Source organism: Flavihumibacter rivuli (assembly GCF_018595685.2).
GTDB lineage: Bacteria > Bacteroidota > Bacteroidia > Chitinophagales > Chitinophagaceae > Flavihumibacter > Flavihumibacter rivuli.
Genome location: NZ_CP092334.1, coordinates 3055567 through 3073241, shown reverse-complemented (window position 1 = coordinate 3073241; position 17675 = coordinate 3055567). Strand labels below are relative to the sequence as shown.

The window sequence follows — 17675 nt, the reverse complement described above, 5'->3', positions numbered from 1 at the left end:
TTCGTCCTATTCCATATTTCCCTTGTATCTTATCAATAGTTGATCACCTGCTCTTCAATATTGGCCGGGATCTCCCTGAATTCATATTGCTGGTTGCGTAGTTGTGGTTCAAACCCGGCTTCCCTGATGGCATCCTGGATGCCTTTGTAGGTGAATCGGTGGGGTGCACCGGCGGCGCTTACCACGTTCTCTTCGATCATGATGCTGCCAAAATCATTGGCTCCCGCATGCAGGCAGAGTTGTGCCGTTTCCTTACCAACAGTCAACCAGCTCGCCTGGATATTCTTCACATTCGGCAGCATGATGCGGCTCAAAGCGATCATCCGGACATATTCTTCCGGGGTAGTAATGTTGTGCACTCCCCTGATGCGGGCCAATAGGGTATCAACGTCCTGGAAGGTCCAGGGGATGAAGGCGATAAAACCTTTTGCATGTTCGGGTTTCTTTGCCTGTACTTCGCGAAGCTTGACCAGGTGTTCGAAACGTTCCTCGATGGTTTCCACGTGGCCAAACATCATGGTGGCTGAGGTGGTCAGGTCAAGCTTATGGGCCTCATGCATGATATCGAGCCATTCCTGTGCACCACATTTCCCCTTACTGATCAGCCTCCTTACCCGGTCAACCAGGATCTCTGCACCAGGTCCGGGCAGGGAATCCATGCCAGCTTCCTTCAACGCTTTCAACACTTCGTGATGGGTGCTTTTTTCAAGCTTGGTGATATGGGCCACTTCGGGGGGACCAAGGGCATGGAGTTTCAGTTTAGGGAAGAGCTGCTTCAACTGCTTGAAAAGGTCAACATAATAGGCCAGTCCCAAGCCGGGATGGTGGCCGCCCTGCAATAACAGCTGCTCGCCTCCATAACGGAAGGTCTCTTCGATCTTGCGTTTATAGGTTTCTATGTCAGTGACGTAGGCTTCTTCATGACCAGGAATGCGATAGAAGTTGCAAAACTTGCAGTTGGCAATACAAACATTGGTGGTGTTCATGTTACGGTCAATGATCCATGTTACCTTACCATGGGGAACCTGGATCTTCCGCAGTTCATTGGCAATTTGCATTAGCTCGGCCAATGGGGCATTATGGTATAGGAATACCCCTTCCTCTACACTCAGGAATTCAAAATTCATGGCCTTGCGGTAGAGCTCTGATAATTGCATGGAGAAAGATTTTCTAATTGGGAAACAAAATTAGGATTTGAAAGTTGCATCTCGTGGGTTTATTTCGACAGTTGGGTATTGGTGCTGAACCTATATGAGGATTTGTTGTAACTTATATGACAAACGGCTTGAATCCTGTGCTGATATGGATTAAATTGAATATGCTTAACTGTTGTTTGCAAAAGAACCGACCTTGAGAAAAAAGCTCTACACCCGCCTCTTACTCCTTGTCCTTTTAGCCGGTTATTTCCAGAATGTCCGGAGTCAGGAGTATTTCTCCCAGCCATCATCCAGGCAATTGGCCAGGATACCATTCAAGTTGTATAGCGGAGGTGTAGTATTGCTGAGGGCAACACTCGATCAATTGCCCGACACACTCAATTTCATTCTTGACACCGGTAGCGGGGGCATTTCCCTTGACTCCACCACAGTGGAGAGCCTCGGCATCAAAACAGAAGCGTCCGATCGGACCATCCGCGGCATAGCCGGCCTGAAGCAGGTGAGGTTCGCCAATAACCATAGCCTCAATTTTACCGGCCTGCGGGTGGATAGCCTGAATTTCCATATCAATGACTATGATATCCTTTCCAGTGTTTATGGGGAACATATCGATGGTATCATCGGCTACAGTTTCCTTTCCAGGTATATTGTCAAGCTCGACTATGATAGCCTGATCATGACAGTCAGCACCAGGGGTGCTATCAAATATCCAAAGGGGGGCTACCTGATCAGGCCCAACCTTGCGACCATCCCCGTAACCACGAACAGGATGACTGAAAGCCGGACCATTACCAACAGGTTCTTTTTTGACACTGGTGCCGGTCTCTGTTTACTGTTCAACAGTGATTTCGTGGAAGACAGTACCGTATTCAGTTCCAGGAAGAAGATGTATACCACACAGGCAGAAGGGTTAGGCGGGAAGACCTATATGAAACTTACCACCACCAAGGAATTCCGGATAGGACCGTATAAGTTCAGGAAAGTGCCTACCTATATCTTCGATGACGAGTTCAATGTAACCTCCTACCCCTATCTGGGCGGGCTGGTAGGAAATGATATCCTGCGAAGGTTCAATGTGATCTTCAATTATGAAAGAAGGGATATCTACCTCATGCCCAATAAGCATTTCAGGGAAGATTTTGATTATTCCTATACCGGCCTTGGTTTTTACCAGATCAATGGCAGTGTGGTGATCACCGATATCATGCAAGGATCTCCGGCTGCTGAGTCCGGCTTTAAGGAAGGGGATGTGATCCTGGCCATCAATAATGTGGTGGGAAAAGGTATCCAGACCTACCGGAATATGCTCCAGACCCCGGGCGAGCGCCTTAAGTTCCTGATCCAACGGGAGGGTAAACTCTATGAGGTGTACATGCGTGTGGGCTCCATCCTTAAGAAATAGCTAGGTTATTATTTGCCCGCTTGTCTGTTACTTTGCAGTGGCCACCAATTGGTGCCGTTTAGAAATTATGATCCAGTTCAATCGATTTGTGCTTCCCAATGGCCTGAAGGTATTGGTCCATGAAGACCCATCCACCCCGATGGCGGTAGTGAATGTGTTGTATGATGTAGGGGCGAGGGATGAGGATCCCGGCCGTACCGGCTTTGCCCACCTTTTCGAGCACCTGATGTTTGGCGGTAGCATCAATATCCCGGAATATGATGAACCCTTGCAGCGCGCTGGTGGGGAGAATAATGCTTATACCACCAATGACCTGACCAATTATTACTGTCAGTTACCTGCTGATAACCTTGAAACAGCCTTCTGGCTGGAGAGTGACAGAATGCTGAGCCTTGCTTTCAGCGAGAAGAGCCTGGAGGTACAACGTAAGGTTGTTTGCGAGGAGTTCAAGGAACACTACCTGAACAAGCCTTATGGGGATATCTGGTTCAAGATGAGGGAAATGGCCTATGAACAACATCCTTACCGCTGGATGACCATCGGGAAGGAATTGTCGCATATTGAAGAAGCCACTTTGCAGGATGTAAAGGCTTTCTTCAGTAAGCATTATACACCAGTGAATGCCATCCTGGTGGTTGCGGGCAATGTGCAGACTGAAAAGGTAAGGGAACTGGCCATGAAATGGTTCGGCGATATCCCATCCGGAAACAGGTATGAGCGAAAACTGACGGCCGAGCCCGAGCAACAGGAGGCAAAGCGGATGGACATTACCGCCGATGTTCCGGTAGATGCCTTCATCAAGACCTGGCATATGCCATCGAGACTTGACCCTGATTATTACACCGTTGACCTTATTACGGATATCCTGGGTAGTGGCGCATCTTCCAGGCTATACCAGGCGCTGGTTAAGGAACAGCAGCTATTCACAAATATTGATTGTTATCATTTCGGTTCTTCTGATCCCGGATTGGTGGTGATAGATGGTAAGCTGGTAAAAGGCGTAAGTCCGGAGCAGGCGGAAGCCGCAGTAGAAGCCCAGTTGGCGGCATTGAAAGAGAACGGTATTGCTGAGCAGGAACTGCAAAAAGTGATCAACAAAACGGAGAGCACCATGGCCTTCGAGGACATGAGCCTCATGAACCGTGCGGCCAGTCTCGCTTATTATGAATTATTAGGGGATGCCAACCTGATGAATACAGAATTCAGCAAGTACCAGGCCGTAACAGTTGAAGGCATCAAAGAAGTGAGCCGCAGGATCTTTGATGAGCAAAAGAGCCATACCCTTTACTATCGTGCCAGCAATAAACCCAGTTCCGTTTTGGTGGAAGCGGGGGATGAGGAGGAGGAGGAAGAAGAGGAGGAGATGTGAAGATCTGCCTTCGCTGAAGCTTCGGCAGACGCGGTGTGGAGATGTGATTGACCAATCTGTGGTGAAGCTACGGTGGACGAGGGGGAAATTCTACATCAGCAGGGTCTCCTGCAAATAGCTCTGATGAAAAGCTCATAAACCTCAGCAGGGTCTCCTGAAAGGGACCCTGATGAATAGTTGGATGGAGGTTCATCGGGGTCCTCTACGAGAGACCCCGCTGGGGTATAAAATAGATGTGGGTACACCGTAACCTCTACAAGAGACCTCGCTGGGGTATAAAATATTATCATTTAAACCTCAGCAGGGTCTCCTGAAAGGGACCCTGATGAATAGTCGGATGGAGGTTCATCGGGGTCCTCTACGAGAGACCCCGATGGGGTTAAAATAGATGTGGGTACACCGTAACCTCTACGGGAGACCCCGCTGGGGTATAAAATATTATCATTCGGAACTCATGTACTCCATCAGGGTTTGCTGCAAAGGACCCCATACTTGTTCACCTCGGCAGCGTTTCCGGTACACACGAATTTACCAGAAACAATCCCCAACCATTTTTTATAAGGATAGCTGCTGGAAGAGGGCCTGGTAGTTGGGATTGGCCGGGTCGAGTCTTTTCAGTTGCCTTGCTTTTTCGGTTGCACCTGCCCTGTTACCTTGTTGCAGGTAGAAAACGCTGAGCGCATATAATATGTCGGTGTTGGCCGGGTCGAAGGACAGTCCTAGTTTGAACAACTCTTCCGCCTCATGCAGTTTTTTCCTTTGTTGCTGGAAGAGGGCATAGTTGTAATAGAGGCGGCTATTTCTTGACTTCAGGTCCACTGCCTTCCTGAAGCATTTTTCAGCCAGGTCCGGCTGGTTCATTTCTGAGTACAGCAAGGCCAGGGAGTAGGCAATATGATCACTGCGCGGCTCAGTTTGTTGTGCGGCCAGTAATTGTTGGAGCGCTTCTTCATTTTTCCCATTCTGATTGAGCAGGGAGGCGAGGTTCACCCTGGCATAGCTGAGTTGATTATCCTTCTGGATAGCGCGGCGATAGAATTTTTCAGCCATCAGCAGGTCGTTAAAGCGACGATAGAAATCACCGGCCTGGGCATTTCCCTGTGCGAAGTCTGTCTGGTAGAGGACCATTTGCTGCCACTCATTCTTTGCAGCATTGTAGGCTTCGTAATAACCGGAAGGAATATCATTGGTGGAAACACCGCAAAACAATTCTGCTGCAGCAATCCTTACGGCCCTTACCTTGTCTTTCAGCAGGGGTGCTGCAGTGCCTACCCATTCTGATGGTGGATGGTTGGCCAGTCCTTTGAGTGCCCTGAACCTGACCATGGCCACACTATCATCCAGGTATTCCCTTAGAATGCCGGCAATGTTTGCAGAAGGAAGGGCAGCCAGGTATTCCAATGCGGTGGCGCGGATGATATCGGGACAGGCTGTATCACCAAGCAACTTAGTGAGGTGCGCTTCACTGGCTGCGTCCATCCTGCTACCAGGGATAAGGTCTTCTGAAAAATGGTATTTCCTTTTCGGGCCATAATGCTGTGCGATCTTTTCGGCTGCCCATGAGGGTGAGCTATCCTGGTGGCAGCTGTTGCAGGTATTAGGAGTTCCATATTGTGCCGAGAGGTCGGGCCTGGGAATCCTGAAACTATGGTCGTGCCGCAGGTCATTACCCATATAGGTCTTGGCGGGCATATGGCAGCTCACGCAATTGACAGACTGGATGGAAGGGGCATGGAAGCTATGTGCCTGTGTATTGTATTGCTGGGGGGAATGGCATTGCGAGCAAACCTTACTGCCATCGAATTTCAGTGCCCCGCTATGGGGGTTATGACAGTTGGTGCAGGTTACACCATGATTGAACATCTTACTTTGCAGGAAGGAGGCATAATTGAAATCCTCGTCATCCATCTGGCCATCGGCATGGAAATATTCTGTAGTAGGCAATTCCGGAATGAAATCATCCAGGTATTCCTTGCCTGCAATGGGATTACCGGTGATCTCCGATCTTCGGCCATGGCAATTACCGCAATTGTTCACTTGCAATGTTTGCCTGCTACCCGCTGTAAGTGCTAATAGGGAGCCATTGGTCCGTTTACCCTTTTTGAAGTCTTCTCCCGAAACATAATCAATGTGTAGCTTACCTGGACCATGGCAGGATTCGCAGGAAACATTCTCCTCATTGAAAGTAGTTTGGTAGCTATCCTTTTCGGGATCATAGCCTTTTTTCAGGTTGGTGCTATGGCAGCCGGAACACATAGTGTTCCAGTTTTGGCCATTGCCCGTCCAGTGCAGCCAATCCCCGGCGGGAAAGCGTTGGCCGGCATATTGGTGGAACCATTTTTCCTTTTTGGTGTCCCAGCTCGCCCTTGTCACCTGCATCCTTCCAGATGGAAATTCAACCAGGTATTGTTGAAGGGGCGCATACCCAAAGGTGTATCTGATCTCAAAATCCTGGTATTTTCCATCCTCTCCTTCCGTATGAATAAAGTATTTTCCATCCTTCCTGAAAAAGCGGGACCTCACCCCATCGGCTTCAAGGGAGGCGTTGTTGAAATCCCCGAGAACTGTGCTATCATTAGCTGGCTGCATGGCCTTAAAGTGGTGGGATCCCAACCATTGCTGGTGTTCCTGTTGGTGGCAGGTTTGGCAGGTTGGGGAACCTACATATTCATTTACTGCAGCGGTTAGTTCTTTGGGTTGTCCGCCCGGGCTGCATTGCTGTACTACCAATACACCAATGCCAATGAGGGAAATGAGGAGTATGGAAATGCCTGTTCGCATGGTTAGGGTTAAATGTTGGATCAGCCGGTCAGCGACGGTTCCAGGATGCTGCTATTGGTTGCCAAAAGAATTATGAACGGTAAAATTCACTAAAGACAAATTTAATTATGCTGGTAATCAAAAAATTATAAATAATGATCCTATAGTAAATATAAGGTTAAGGACGAAAGGTTGGAATATTAAGGTTAAATTCAACAAGAGAATTACCCTTAACCAACCTGCTATCCTTTCTAATGAGTTTTTCAATAGGGAATGTTATCAATTTTGTGTTCCTGGCCATTGGAAGTTTCCTGCCCCTGTTGTTGATGATCGTTTTGCTCAGCAATGGCAAATGGCGCTTTATTCCCAACAGGCTATTGGCTTTATACCTATTTGGTATGGCAAATGCCTGTGGCATGACCTTTATACAGCAGTCTGGATTGATATACTATGTCCCATGGTTATTTCGGCTGCCCAGTCCTTTTTATTACTTCATGTTTCCTGCCGGCTTCCTGTATGTTCGGATGCTGCTTAGTGACAGGAATAAATTGTCCTGGTACGATTGGCTTCATTTTGCACCCGGCGTGCTGCATTTCTTTGAAATGCTTCCCTTCTACCTGAAGGACAGGGAGTACAAGTTATGGCACATAAGTGAGGTCCTGAAGAACCCATTTGGTTCTTTCCTGCATAATGAAGGATGGCTTCCCAATTACCTGCATAATATCATCAGGGGAACAATGGGAATCCTTTATGGACTTGCCATCCTGGTGTTATTGGTAAGATTCAGGCGGCAAAACCCGGAAATGAAAAGGTTATATCCCAGCTATGCCAAATGGCTCTGGACCTTTGGCCTGATGATGACCCTGTTTGGTTGTGTTTTTACCTGGACCCTAACCTTCAAGGGCTGGACCAATCCAAGCCACCAGGTGATCATCCTTACGATCGTTTATTCTTCTACGCAGATCATTGCCGGTATTGTGCTGTTCATGAATCCGTCCTTTTTGTATGGGATGCCGAAGATCAGCAGCCATTTGGCTAAAGTGGAAGCCGGCAACCTGGTAACAGGTGCTTTGGATGCTTCAATAGGCCATGAATCTAAATCGGCTGAGGTCACTGATGCAGTCAATAGTTCCGAAGCTACGCTAAATGGGCAGGCTAATGGCATTGCCAGCTTAACAGAGCTGGATACCATCTACCAGGTTTACAGGGAGCAGATCGAAACGTTCATGCAGGAAAAGAAACCTTACCTGCAACCCAATTATAAGATCGCCGACCTGGCCAGGGACCTGAAAATGCCCCAACATCACATTACCATTGTGTTGAACCGGGTCATGCAAACACGGTTCAATGATTTTATCAACCGGTACCGTATAGAAGAGATCAGGAAGGCCATAGCAAGTCATGGCCTTACCCATAGCCTGGAAGGCTTTGCTGCCAATGCGGGCTTTGCCAACAGGTCAACCTTCATAAGGGCTGTTGAAAGGATAACCGGCCAAACCCCATCCCGTTACTTTCTTTCAAAGGATCCTATACAAGAGGAGCTATGACCTGAAGGTCAATCATTTCTGTAAGCCGGCCTTATCATTCTTTGTGGCAATTCATTGAAATGCGCCATCTGCGATTTTGCGCCATTCGATCGGTGGAAGATATTTGGTTAAGTAGCAAGAGGGCAGGTATTAGGATCTTAACCAATTTGCATCATCCCAAATCAAGCATCCTTCCTTCAAGGGTAAAGCATCCTTAGCTGGATAATTTCTTCTACCCACCCAATTTGGTTTCAAGGCTAAGAATGGTTCCTAATCAAAAACAACAATATGAGAGTCCTGATTTTTTCACTGGTTTTATTCCTTACAGGTTACCTGCAGGCGCAGAACAAGCCGAACATCGTGGTGATCTGGGCAGATGACCTTGGGGTAAGTAATGTGAGTGCATATCATCGCGGCATGCTGAAGCCGAATACCCCCAATATCGACCGGATAGCGAAAGAGGGGGCATTAATGACAGATGCCTATGCGCAGCAGAGCTGTACCGCGGGAAGGGCCTCCTTCATCATGGGCCAGCATCCCTTCCGTACCGGCTTGCTCACCATCGGGATGCCGGGAGCCAAGGAGGGGATCAGGGAGACCGATATGACCATTGCAGACATGCTCAAGAATTATGGGTATGCCACAGCCCAGATCGGGAAGAACCATTTGGGGGACAGGAATGAGTTCCTGCCCACTGTCCATGGATTCGACAGGTTCTTTGGCAACCTCTACCATTTGAATTCTGAAGAGGAACCCGAGGACCCTGAATACCCCAAGGATCCTGCCTTCCACCAGAAGTTTGGTCCGAGAGGGGTATTGGAAACCTATGCGTCTGCTACTGAGAACGCTACCTTTGACCCGAGATGGGGCAAGGTGGGCAAGCAAACGGTGAAGGACCATGGTCCCCTGACCATTGAGAAAATGAAGACAGTTGAAATGGACCTACTGGATCGTTCCCTGCAATTCATGGAAGAGCAGGTAAAGTCCGGCAAGCCCTTCTTCCTTTGGCATAACAGTACCCGGATGCATGTTTGGACCCATCTGGCCCAGAAATGGGTAAGCAGCTCCAACGGTGGTGGTTTGTATGGCGATGGTGTTATGGAACTGGATTATGTTGTAGGGAAGTTACTGGACAAGCTGGACCAACTGGGCATCGCCAATAATACTATTGTTGTGTTTAGCACGGATAATGGAGCCGAGATGATGAGTTGGCCGGATGGTGGTATTACCCCATTCAAGGGTGAGAAAGGAACTACTTTCGAAGGGGGCTTCCGGGTTCCCCACCTGGTGCGCTGGCCCGGCAAGATACCGGCAGGTAGTGTGATCAATGGGATCTTTAGTCATGAGGACTGGCTCCCGACCTTTGCGGCCATCCTTGGTGAGCCCAATATAGTGGAGAAAGCGAAGGCTGGTTATAAGGCCAACGGAAAAACATTCAAGGTCCACCTCGACGGCTACAACCAATTGGATATGCTCCTGGGAAAGGATAATGCTGGCAAAAGGAAGGAGATCTTCTATTTTGATGCAGGAGGCAACCTGAATGCATTGCGGTACAATGACTGGAAGCTGCATTTTTCCCTGGTGGAAGGTAACCTTGCCACTGCCTATAGGAAGTCCCCCAGTTGGCCCCTCATTATTAACCTGCGGCAGGATCCTTATGAAAGGGCTCCCTTTGAAAGCGGGATGTACCTGCGTTGGCAAGGCGAGAAGATGTGGACCATGGTACCAGCACAATCCATTGTCGCCAGTTTCATCTCATCTTTTAAAGAATTCCCACCGGCTAAAAGCGGTAGCCTTAGTGTAGACGCTGTCCTGAGGCAAATGACCACAGCACCCAGTAACTAGTTGTTTCAGGCTGGGCAGGACATGCTTCCCCTATAGCCCGGCGCTCCTTAAACCAGTGGCCTTTAACAAGGTCACTGGTTTTTTATTGCACTAATCCCTTCTACAGGGGGTGAGGTGGGAATGTTATACCTTTGACCGTTCCGGGAAGGAAAATGGAAGGCCCGATTGGAATGGCCTATTGCACTCCCGGTTATTTAGATGGAGAAATAAATCGGAAAGAGGAAAAACATGACAATGGTTAACAGGACAATACAGCCAGCTATCAAGGATGCGGTTGATTTTGATTTGAAGCTGAAGCCCTATGATAAATATGTACTTCGTAATGGGGTAGAGGTATATGCAGTGAATGCAGGAGCTGAGGAAGTGATCCAATTGGAACTGGTGTTCTATGCTGGCAATTGGTTTGAACAGAAGCATATGCTTGCACCTGCCTGTAATTTCCTGCTGAAGAATGGTACCAGCAAGTATTCCGCCTTTGAGATCAATGAGTTCTTTGAATATTACGGGGCTTCATTGGGTAGGGCTTGTTACAATGAAACCGCTTCGGTTACCCTTCACTCCCTGAGCAAGCACCTTCCTGCCTTACTACCCAGGATAACAGACCTGCTGACCGATGCGGTCTTTCCGGAGGACGAGCTGAAAGTCTACAAGCAGAACAGCAAGCAAAGACTGGAGGTTAACCTGAAGAAAGGTGAATTTGTGGCCAACCGTTTGATCGACGAATACCTGTATGGCTTTGACCATCCTTATGGCAAGTATAGCAGGGCTGAAGATATTGATGCCATTACGAGGGAAGACCTGGTGGCCTTTTATGACCGCTACTACCGCGAGGGTATTTGCAGGATCTTTGTAGCCGGAAAGTTGCCAGCTAACCTGGAAGGCTTGCTTGATGAGGCTTTTGGAACGCTACCCATTAAAGGTGGAGAGCCGGTGCTGCCATTGTACCCGATGCTGAGTGCCACGGAAAAGCACCAACGGATCACCAATGATCCCAATGGAGTACAGGGTGCGATCAGGATGGCCCGTCATTTTCCCAACCGCCATCATCCCGATTTTACCGGGGCGATGGTATTGAATACTGTTTTCGGCGGTTATTTTGGATCGCGGTTGATGAGCAATATCAGGGAGGATAAGGGCTATACCTATGGCATTTACAGTTACCTGCAGAACCATATCCATGCCTGTTCCTGGATGATCAGCACGGAGGCCGGAAAGGATGTTAGTGAAGCAGCCATAGAGGAAGTGAAAAAGGAAATGGCGAGGCTTCGTAATGAAATGATCAGTGAGGAAGAGTTACTGCTGGTAAGGAATTATATGATGGGAAGCATTCTTGGTGACCTCGATGGTCCCTTCCATATCATCGGTCGCTGGAAGAACATTATCCTGAATGGTCTTGATGAAAATTACTTCTACCGTTCTATCAATACCATCAGGCATATCACACCAAGGGACCTTCAGGCACTTGCGGAACAATACCTGCAGCCGAAGGATTTTTACGAGCTGGTGGTGATCTGATCCAAACGAATATCAAAAAGGGAGCAAGCATTAGCAAAAGGCTATTACTTGCTCCCTTTTATCATTAGATCATTTCAGGAAGCCTTCACTTTTCATTTTATCCTTGATCACGGTAACGATCTCGTTGATCGCCTTGTCTACCTTTGACGGGTTCACTGTTGACGTGATACCAGTCCAGATCAGCTTATCCTGCTTAAGGGAGTAAACATTCGTCTCAACGTTGTAGATCTTATCGGTGGTGTAATACCCGGGGGAATAAAAAGCATTCCAACTGCTGTAATAGTAAGGCCCAAACCCGCCATAGTAGCCCGGGTAACTAGCCGTTCCGGGAACATAGCTGGTTTCCTTTTCAATATTGACCAGCCTCATGACAATGGCACCATCGAAACCGTCGGCAAGGAGTTTGTCCTTGAAGGAGTTGGCCTTATCCTGTGTTAAGTCTTTTTCAATATAGTAGTTGTAGGAAGCCACTCCCTTTCCACCCATGCCAGCCACCAGCTGGTCTTCCAACACCCTGCGGCTGGTTTCATTCTTCAATAGTCCCACAACTAATACCTTGTTGTAGCTATCCGGGGTAATAGTAGTGCCCGGGTCACGCCAGCTTTTAACGATTTGGGTGGATGGTCCGCAGGAAATGATACTGAAAATGACCATCATGGTCAGCATAAGTCTTACCATAGGTAAAATGTTTTGTAGGGAAAGTGAATGTATTTTAATTTAAATATAAAACTAATATAATTAGCGTTGATATAAAAAGCTTTGCAGTTATAAAGCTGGATCCAACCAGTTGTTTTTGTTTGCCTTCACCCGGCGGTGGTTGGTAGCCATCCGATCCTTGGCATTTAACGGTAACATGAAATGGGCGAATGGCTGGTTGTTACTTTTATGGACGGGGAGGATTCAAAGTCACCTCAAATCAGTATGCGGGAGAAAATGTGCAATTACAGGAAAAGGGCAGGGTTGATGGCCATAGGGTTCTTCCTTATGGTGCCAGCTGTGAATGCACAAGTGATCCTTAGCATTTTGTTTGGTGATAAGTTGAATTCGGATGAACTGCTTTTTGGCATTCATGCTAATTATTCCTGGAATAACCTGACCGGTACCCATCCTTCGGATGCTTCCAGCAACCTGAACCTTGGGCTCTTTTTTACCTATAAGTTCAATGACCACTGGATGGGTAATATTGAGGCCATGGCCAAATACCAACGGGGTGCCAAGGGACTGGCAGTTTACCCCAGTGGTGATGAATCTACGGACCAACTGTTTGCGGAAGGAACTGTCGAGAGAAGGATATCCTATGTAGGGTTGCCGATGACGGTTCAGTATATGACCCGATCCGGTTTTTTTGCCGAGACCGGCCCGCAGGTACTCATCCGCACCAAGGCCCATGACCAGTTTGAGGTGGACAGGCCTGAAGGAGAATTAAGCCTGGAAAAAGATATTGAGGACAATACGAGTCGATGGGATTTTTCCTGGATCGCAGGATTGGGGTACAGGATCGGTAAATCGAAGCTAACGGCATTGGGTATACGCTATAACATTGGACTGACTGATTTGATGAAATTGGAGGACGGTAGCCAGCAACATCGGCAGTTTTGCATTTATACCAATATTCCGGTTGGCCGGGGAAAGATGAAATCCAATAAGAAGTGAACATTGGCCGGACAGATCGATACAAGTGGATGGAAGCTATAAAGGTGCTGGCAGGGTTGCCTGCTATTCTTTGTATGCTTGTACTATGCCATTTGACGATTGATTCGCAAGCGCAGCAAGGAAAAAAAGTAAGCTTAAGGGATTCCCTTGATGGTAAACTGGACCTGAGCGATTTCATCATAGATGCACATGGTTTTGTTCCGGTACCAACCATCATAACAGAGCCAGCCCTGGGGGGATTTGGGGGCGCGCTGGCAGCAGTCATCCTGAAGAAGCGCCCACCACAGGTGAAGAAGGACGGTAGCCTCCAAATGACCCAACCGGATATTACGGCAGCTGTAGCGGGATATACTGCCAATGGTTCCTGGTTTGTGGGAGGTGCACAGGTGGGGACCTGGATGCGCCAAAAGATCAAGTATCGTTTCATCGCAGCCTATGCGGACATGAACCTGGTCTTTTACAGGAATTTTGAAAACATTGGTGAAAGGGAATTCCATTTCAACTTTGAGATGCTTCCCATCCACCTGCAGGGGATCAGGCAGATCGGTGAGTCGAAATGGTATGTTGGACTGCAGTACACCTTCCTCAAGACCAAAGTTGGGATGGAACTGCAGAGGGACAGCCTTCCTGAATTTGTAAAGCCGATCGAAGCTGAGAACATCACCAGCTTACTGGGTGCAACGATAGAGTATGATAGCAGGGATAATATTTTCACGCCCAATAAAGGCCTAAAGGCACATGTCCATTATAACCTGGCCAGTGAGATCTGGGGGAGTGACCTTGATTTTTCGAGATTGAATGGTTTTCTATTCTGGTACCTGCAACCCAGGCAAAATTGGGTTAGCGGCTTGAGGGTGGATATGGAAAAGGCATTTGGCGATCCGCCATTTTACTTCCTGCCATTTGTAATGCTGCGGGGAGTTCCGGCAATCCGCTACCAGGGCGAAACCACCGTTGTCACAGAATTAGAACAGCGGCTGGATTTCAACAGAAGATGGAGTGCTGTCTTATTCGGGGGATTTGGTAAGGCCTTCAATGCCTCCGGTAAATCGGGCGATAGTCCATTGGTTTGGTCATATGGTAGCGGCTTCCGTTACCTGGTTGCCCGGAAGTTCAAAGTAAGGATGGGTGTTGATGTGGCGAGGGGTCCGGAAAACTGGGCATATTATATAGTATTTGGCAGTAATTGGATCAAATAATGCAGTCGGATCAGAATTAAATGAATAGCAGTTGGGTGGATTTTCCCTGTTTTTTCTTAGATTGTAGATCACATCCGTCTTCTTTTGGAAATACAATCAGAAAAGGCCTGGTAAAAGCTTGATCAGCTGTAGCAAGATAGTTTCAGGAAAGCCATAGCGGCTTGTCCTACTTTTTCATCAATCAAGTTGTACTCCATGACCAGGATTTCGAGATGTATTTTTCTTTCCTCACTATTTTGTCTTTTGACCCTTTGGGTTGCTGCGCAATGGCCCAGGGAAATTGCTTTAAAGGATGGTGGCAAGATCACCATCTACCAGCCACAGCCAGAAAGTTTGAATGGGAATAAGCTCAGCGGAAGGGCGGCTGTTTCTATAAAGAAAACGAGTAAGGATGAACCTATTTTCGGTGCGGTTTGGTCGGAAGGGATACTTTCCACGGACATGAATAGCCGAACCGCCATCCTTGAATCCATCAAGATCACCCGTTCGAAGTTTCCGGGAATTGAAAACGAGGATGACCTCAAAAAACTTGCTTCCTTATTGGAGCAGGAAGTTCCCAAATGGCAGTTGGAGATAACCCTTGATGATATCAATACCTCTATTGCCCGGGAGAATAAGCAGGCACAGGATGATTTCAAGACCAATCCGCCAACCATTCTGTATAGTAATGAAGCCTCGCAACTGGTCCTGATAGATGGTAAGCCAGAGATCAAGAAGGATAAGGATATGGATATGGAGAAGGTGATGAATACCCCCTTCCTTATCGTAAAGGCTCCGGAGGACAGGAAGTATTATTTATTCAATGCTGGATTTTGGTACCGGTCGGATGATGTATTGAATGGGTACACCTACACCACGAGCCTGCCAAAGCATGTCAAATCATTGGATGAACAGATCCGCAAACAGATGAAGGAAAATTCCTCTGCCCAGCCGAAGGACACCAAAACAAAGGAAGAAGATAAACCGGTAAAGATCATTGTGAGTACAGAGCCTGCGGAGTTGGTCCAGACCAAAGGAGAGCCACAATACAAGTCGATTGAAGGAACCGGATTGCTATATGTTGCCAATACCCCCAACGATCTATTCAAGGACATCAATACCCAAAAGAATTATGTTCTGCTTGCTGGACGATGGTATGCTGCTGCTACCATGAAGGGTTCATGGGAATATATCCCGGCAGATAAATTGCCCGCTGATTTTGCAAAGATACCTGAAGGCTCTGAGAAAGATGGTGTTTTGGTAAGTGTTGCAGGAACAAAGGCTGCAGAAGAAGCGGTAATGGATGCACAGATACCCCAGACAGCAAAGGTTGACCGTAAGACCGCAACAACCAAGGTTGAATATGACGGTGAGCCGAGGTTTGAGCGGATCGAAGGCACCAGTATTGAGTTGGCAGTGAATACCTCTAATACAGTGATGCGGGCAAACGGGAAGTATTTTGCCGTGGAGAATGGAATCTGGTTCGAATCAACCAGTGCCAAAGGTCCCTGGAGGGTATCAACAGAAAGGCCAACGGATGTAGACAAGATCCCGCCCAGCAGCCAGGCGTACAATACCAAGTATGTATATATCTATGATACTACTCCTGAGTATGTGTATGTGGGTTATACCCCAAGTTACTTGAATTGCTATGTCTACGGACCAACCATCATTTATGGTACAGGTTGGTACTACCGGCCCTGGTATGGAAGTTATTACTACCCTCGTCCTGTTACATGGGGCTTTGGCATGAGTTACAACCCATGGACCGGGTGGAGCATGAACTTTGGGTTTAGTACAGGATGGTTCCATATGGGCTTTAGTTCCGGTGGTATGTATATGGGTTTTGGTTATTCAGGTTGGTTTGGACCTCCTATGTACAGGCCTCCATATCGTCCTCCCTATTGGGGTGGCGGTTATTATGGCGGAAGGGGGAATAATTATGGTAATGTCAATATAAATATTGGCGAGATCAATATTAATAAAGGCCAGACCAATAATCTCTATAACCGCAGGCCGGGAGTATCCACAAGGGATGTGAATCGCCGACCGGGCGGCAGTTCAATTAATAATTCAACAGCAAAGCCAGGAGTTAGCACAAGGCCATCAACACCAGGTGCCAATACTAAATTGCCCCAGAGTAGGCCAACACCACGTCCAAGTACAACCGAGAAGAACAATGTCATTTCGGACAGGGATGGAAATATCATGCGGAAGGATGATAAAGGGAATTGGTCCACCAGGGATAACCAGACCAACCAATGGAAGCCTGCTGACCAGAATAGGGTAAACAATGTCCAGCGTGACCAGATGAACAGGGATCGCTCCAACATGCGCTATAATAATTACCAAAGGGATGTTCCGAACCGATCCTATCAACCGTCCACCAGGCCTTCACCATCAACCCGTCCTGCCCAGCGACCGGCGGCTCGTCCCGCGGGAGGTATAAAAAGGGGCCGTTAAAAACACAGCTATGAGTTGCTTAGTAGTTTTTTTCTTTCTGCCGACATGGGCGATCAGCCTGGCCCTCATTGTGCTCATGTTGACAGCCATTTATGCAGGCTTCCGTATTGGCAGTTACAGAAGGAATCGATCACCTAAGCCTGTTGAGGATACGGGTTCCGGAAGCCAGGTGAGTGCCTTATTTGGCTTAAGTGCCTTCATTCTTGGTTTTACCTTTAGTATGGCATCTGCCAGGTATGAGTCCAGGCGAAGTATCATGGTGGATGAGGTGAATAATATCGGTACCGCCTATTTGAGGACAGACCTTTACCCTGATTCCATTGGAAGGAAAATGAAGGGATTGTTCAGGGACTATGTTGATGAGCGGATAAATTATTGGGAAAACTCAAGAAGGGATACTGCTCTGATGAATGCCAGTATTAACCGTTCCAACAAGATTGCGATGGAGATCTGGAAGATGGTCATGGATTATTCCCGGCAACCCAATGGATTTGTACCGACCAGTCAGATGACACCGGCGATGAATGCGGTGATCGATATTGTGACCAAAAGAAACCAGACTTACCTGAATATAGTTCCGGAAATAATAGTTGGAATGCTCTTCATGCTAACCATATGTAGTGCATTCCTGTCTGGCTATTCGAATAAGGGTACGGGAGTTGACTGGACGGTTGCTATTGGATTCAGTTTGTTGTCATCCCTGGTCATTTACATTACCCTGGACCTTGACCGGTCGAAAAGGGGTGTGATTACGTTAAAGGAGCAGCACCAGCTGATGGTAGACTTTCGGAAGAGTATTGAATAGGG

At 47.7% G+C, this 17675-nt stretch carries 12 protein-coding genes; 9 read left to right on the top strand and 3 right to left on the bottom strand.

Translation table 11 applies throughout. The features are described 5' to 3' along the window. Positions 1 to 32: 32 nt before the first annotated feature. Entirely contained in the window at positions 33 to 1157 is a 1125-nt protein-coding gene (mqnC, locus tag KJS94_RS13070; protein WP_214447928.1) for a cyclic dehypoxanthinyl futalosine synthase, read from the bottom strand. A 193-nt stretch (positions 1158 to 1350) separates the two neighbouring features. On the opposite strand from mqnC, the gene KJS94_RS13065 reads away from it, so the two are divergent. Then, positions 1351 to 2559, top strand: a complete 1209-nt coding sequence (locus KJS94_RS13065) for an aspartyl protease family protein (protein ID WP_214447927.1) — start codon at positions 1351 to 1353, stop codon at positions 2557 to 2559. Between the two features lie 67 nt (positions 2560 to 2626). Continuing rightward, positions 2627 to 3928, top strand: a complete 1302-nt coding sequence (locus tag KJS94_RS13060; protein WP_214447926.1) for a M16 family metallopeptidase — start codon at positions 2627 to 2629, stop codon at positions 3926 to 3928. Between the two features lie 555 nt (positions 3929 to 4483). Here the strand turns inward: KJS94_RS13060 and KJS94_RS13055 are convergent. Beyond that, positions 4484 to 6709 (bottom strand): multiheme c-type cytochrome, encoded by a 2226-nt coding sequence (locus tag KJS94_RS13055; protein ID WP_214447925.1) that lies wholly within the window; start codon positions 6707 to 6709, stop codon positions 4484 to 4486. A gap of 233 nt (positions 6710 to 6942) precedes the next feature. Here KJS94_RS13055 and KJS94_RS13050 point away from each other — a divergent pair, with 233 nt between their 5' ends. From KJS94_RS13050 to KJS94_RS13040, 3 genes are all read left to right on the top strand, one after another. Continuing rightward, on the top strand, positions 6943 to 8235 hold the full coding sequence (locus tag KJS94_RS13050) for a helix-turn-helix domain-containing protein (RefSeq protein WP_214447924.1): 1293 nt from the start codon (positions 6943 to 6945) through the stop codon (positions 8233 to 8235). 267 nt (positions 8236 to 8502) lie between these two features. Beyond that, a complete protein-coding gene (locus KJS94_RS13045; protein ID WP_214447923.1) occupies positions 8503 to 10059 on the top strand; it encodes an arylsulfatase in 1557 nt (518 codons plus the stop codon). 234 nt (positions 10060 to 10293) lie between these two features. Continuing rightward, positions 10294 to 11574: a M16 family metallopeptidase gene (locus tag KJS94_RS13040; protein ID WP_214447922.1), complete on the top strand. Its 1281-nt coding sequence runs from the start codon at positions 10294 to 10296 to the stop codon at positions 11572 to 11574. Positions 11575 to 11643: 69 nt separating this feature from the next. Here the strand turns inward: KJS94_RS13040 and KJS94_RS13035 are convergent, their stop codons facing one another. Beyond that, a complete protein-coding gene (locus tag KJS94_RS13035; RefSeq protein WP_214447921.1) occupies positions 11644 to 12252 on the bottom strand; it encodes a hypothetical protein in 609 nt (202 codons plus the stop codon). Between the two features lie 243 nt (positions 12253 to 12495). On the opposite strand from KJS94_RS13035, the gene KJS94_RS13030 reads away from it, so the two are divergent. The 4 genes from KJS94_RS13030 (at position 12496) to KJS94_RS13015 (ending at position 17673) form a co-directional block, all read left to right on the top strand. Then, positions 12496 to 13227 (top strand): porin family protein, encoded by a 732-nt coding sequence (locus tag KJS94_RS13030; protein ID WP_214447920.1) that lies wholly within the window; start codon positions 12496 to 12498, stop codon positions 13225 to 13227. A 74-nt stretch (positions 13228 to 13301) separates the two neighbouring features. Then, positions 13302 to 14426: a BamA/TamA family outer membrane protein gene (locus KJS94_RS13025; RefSeq protein ID WP_239804163.1), complete on the top strand. Its 1125-nt coding sequence runs from the start codon at positions 13302 to 13304 to the stop codon at positions 14424 to 14426. 243 nt (positions 14427 to 14669) lie between these two features. Further along, positions 14670 to 16868 carry a hypothetical protein gene (locus KJS94_RS13020; RefSeq protein WP_214447918.1) on the top strand — a complete coding sequence of 733 codons (2199 nt, stop codon included), beginning with the start codon at positions 14670 to 14672 and terminating at the stop codon, positions 16866 to 16868. A gap of 10 nt (positions 16869 to 16878) precedes the next feature. Then, positions 16879 to 17673 (top strand): bestrophin-like domain, encoded by a 795-nt coding sequence (locus tag KJS94_RS13015; RefSeq protein WP_214447917.1) that lies wholly within the window; start codon positions 16879 to 16881, stop codon positions 17671 to 17673. The last annotated feature ends 2 nt before the right edge of the window (positions 17674 to 17675 follow it).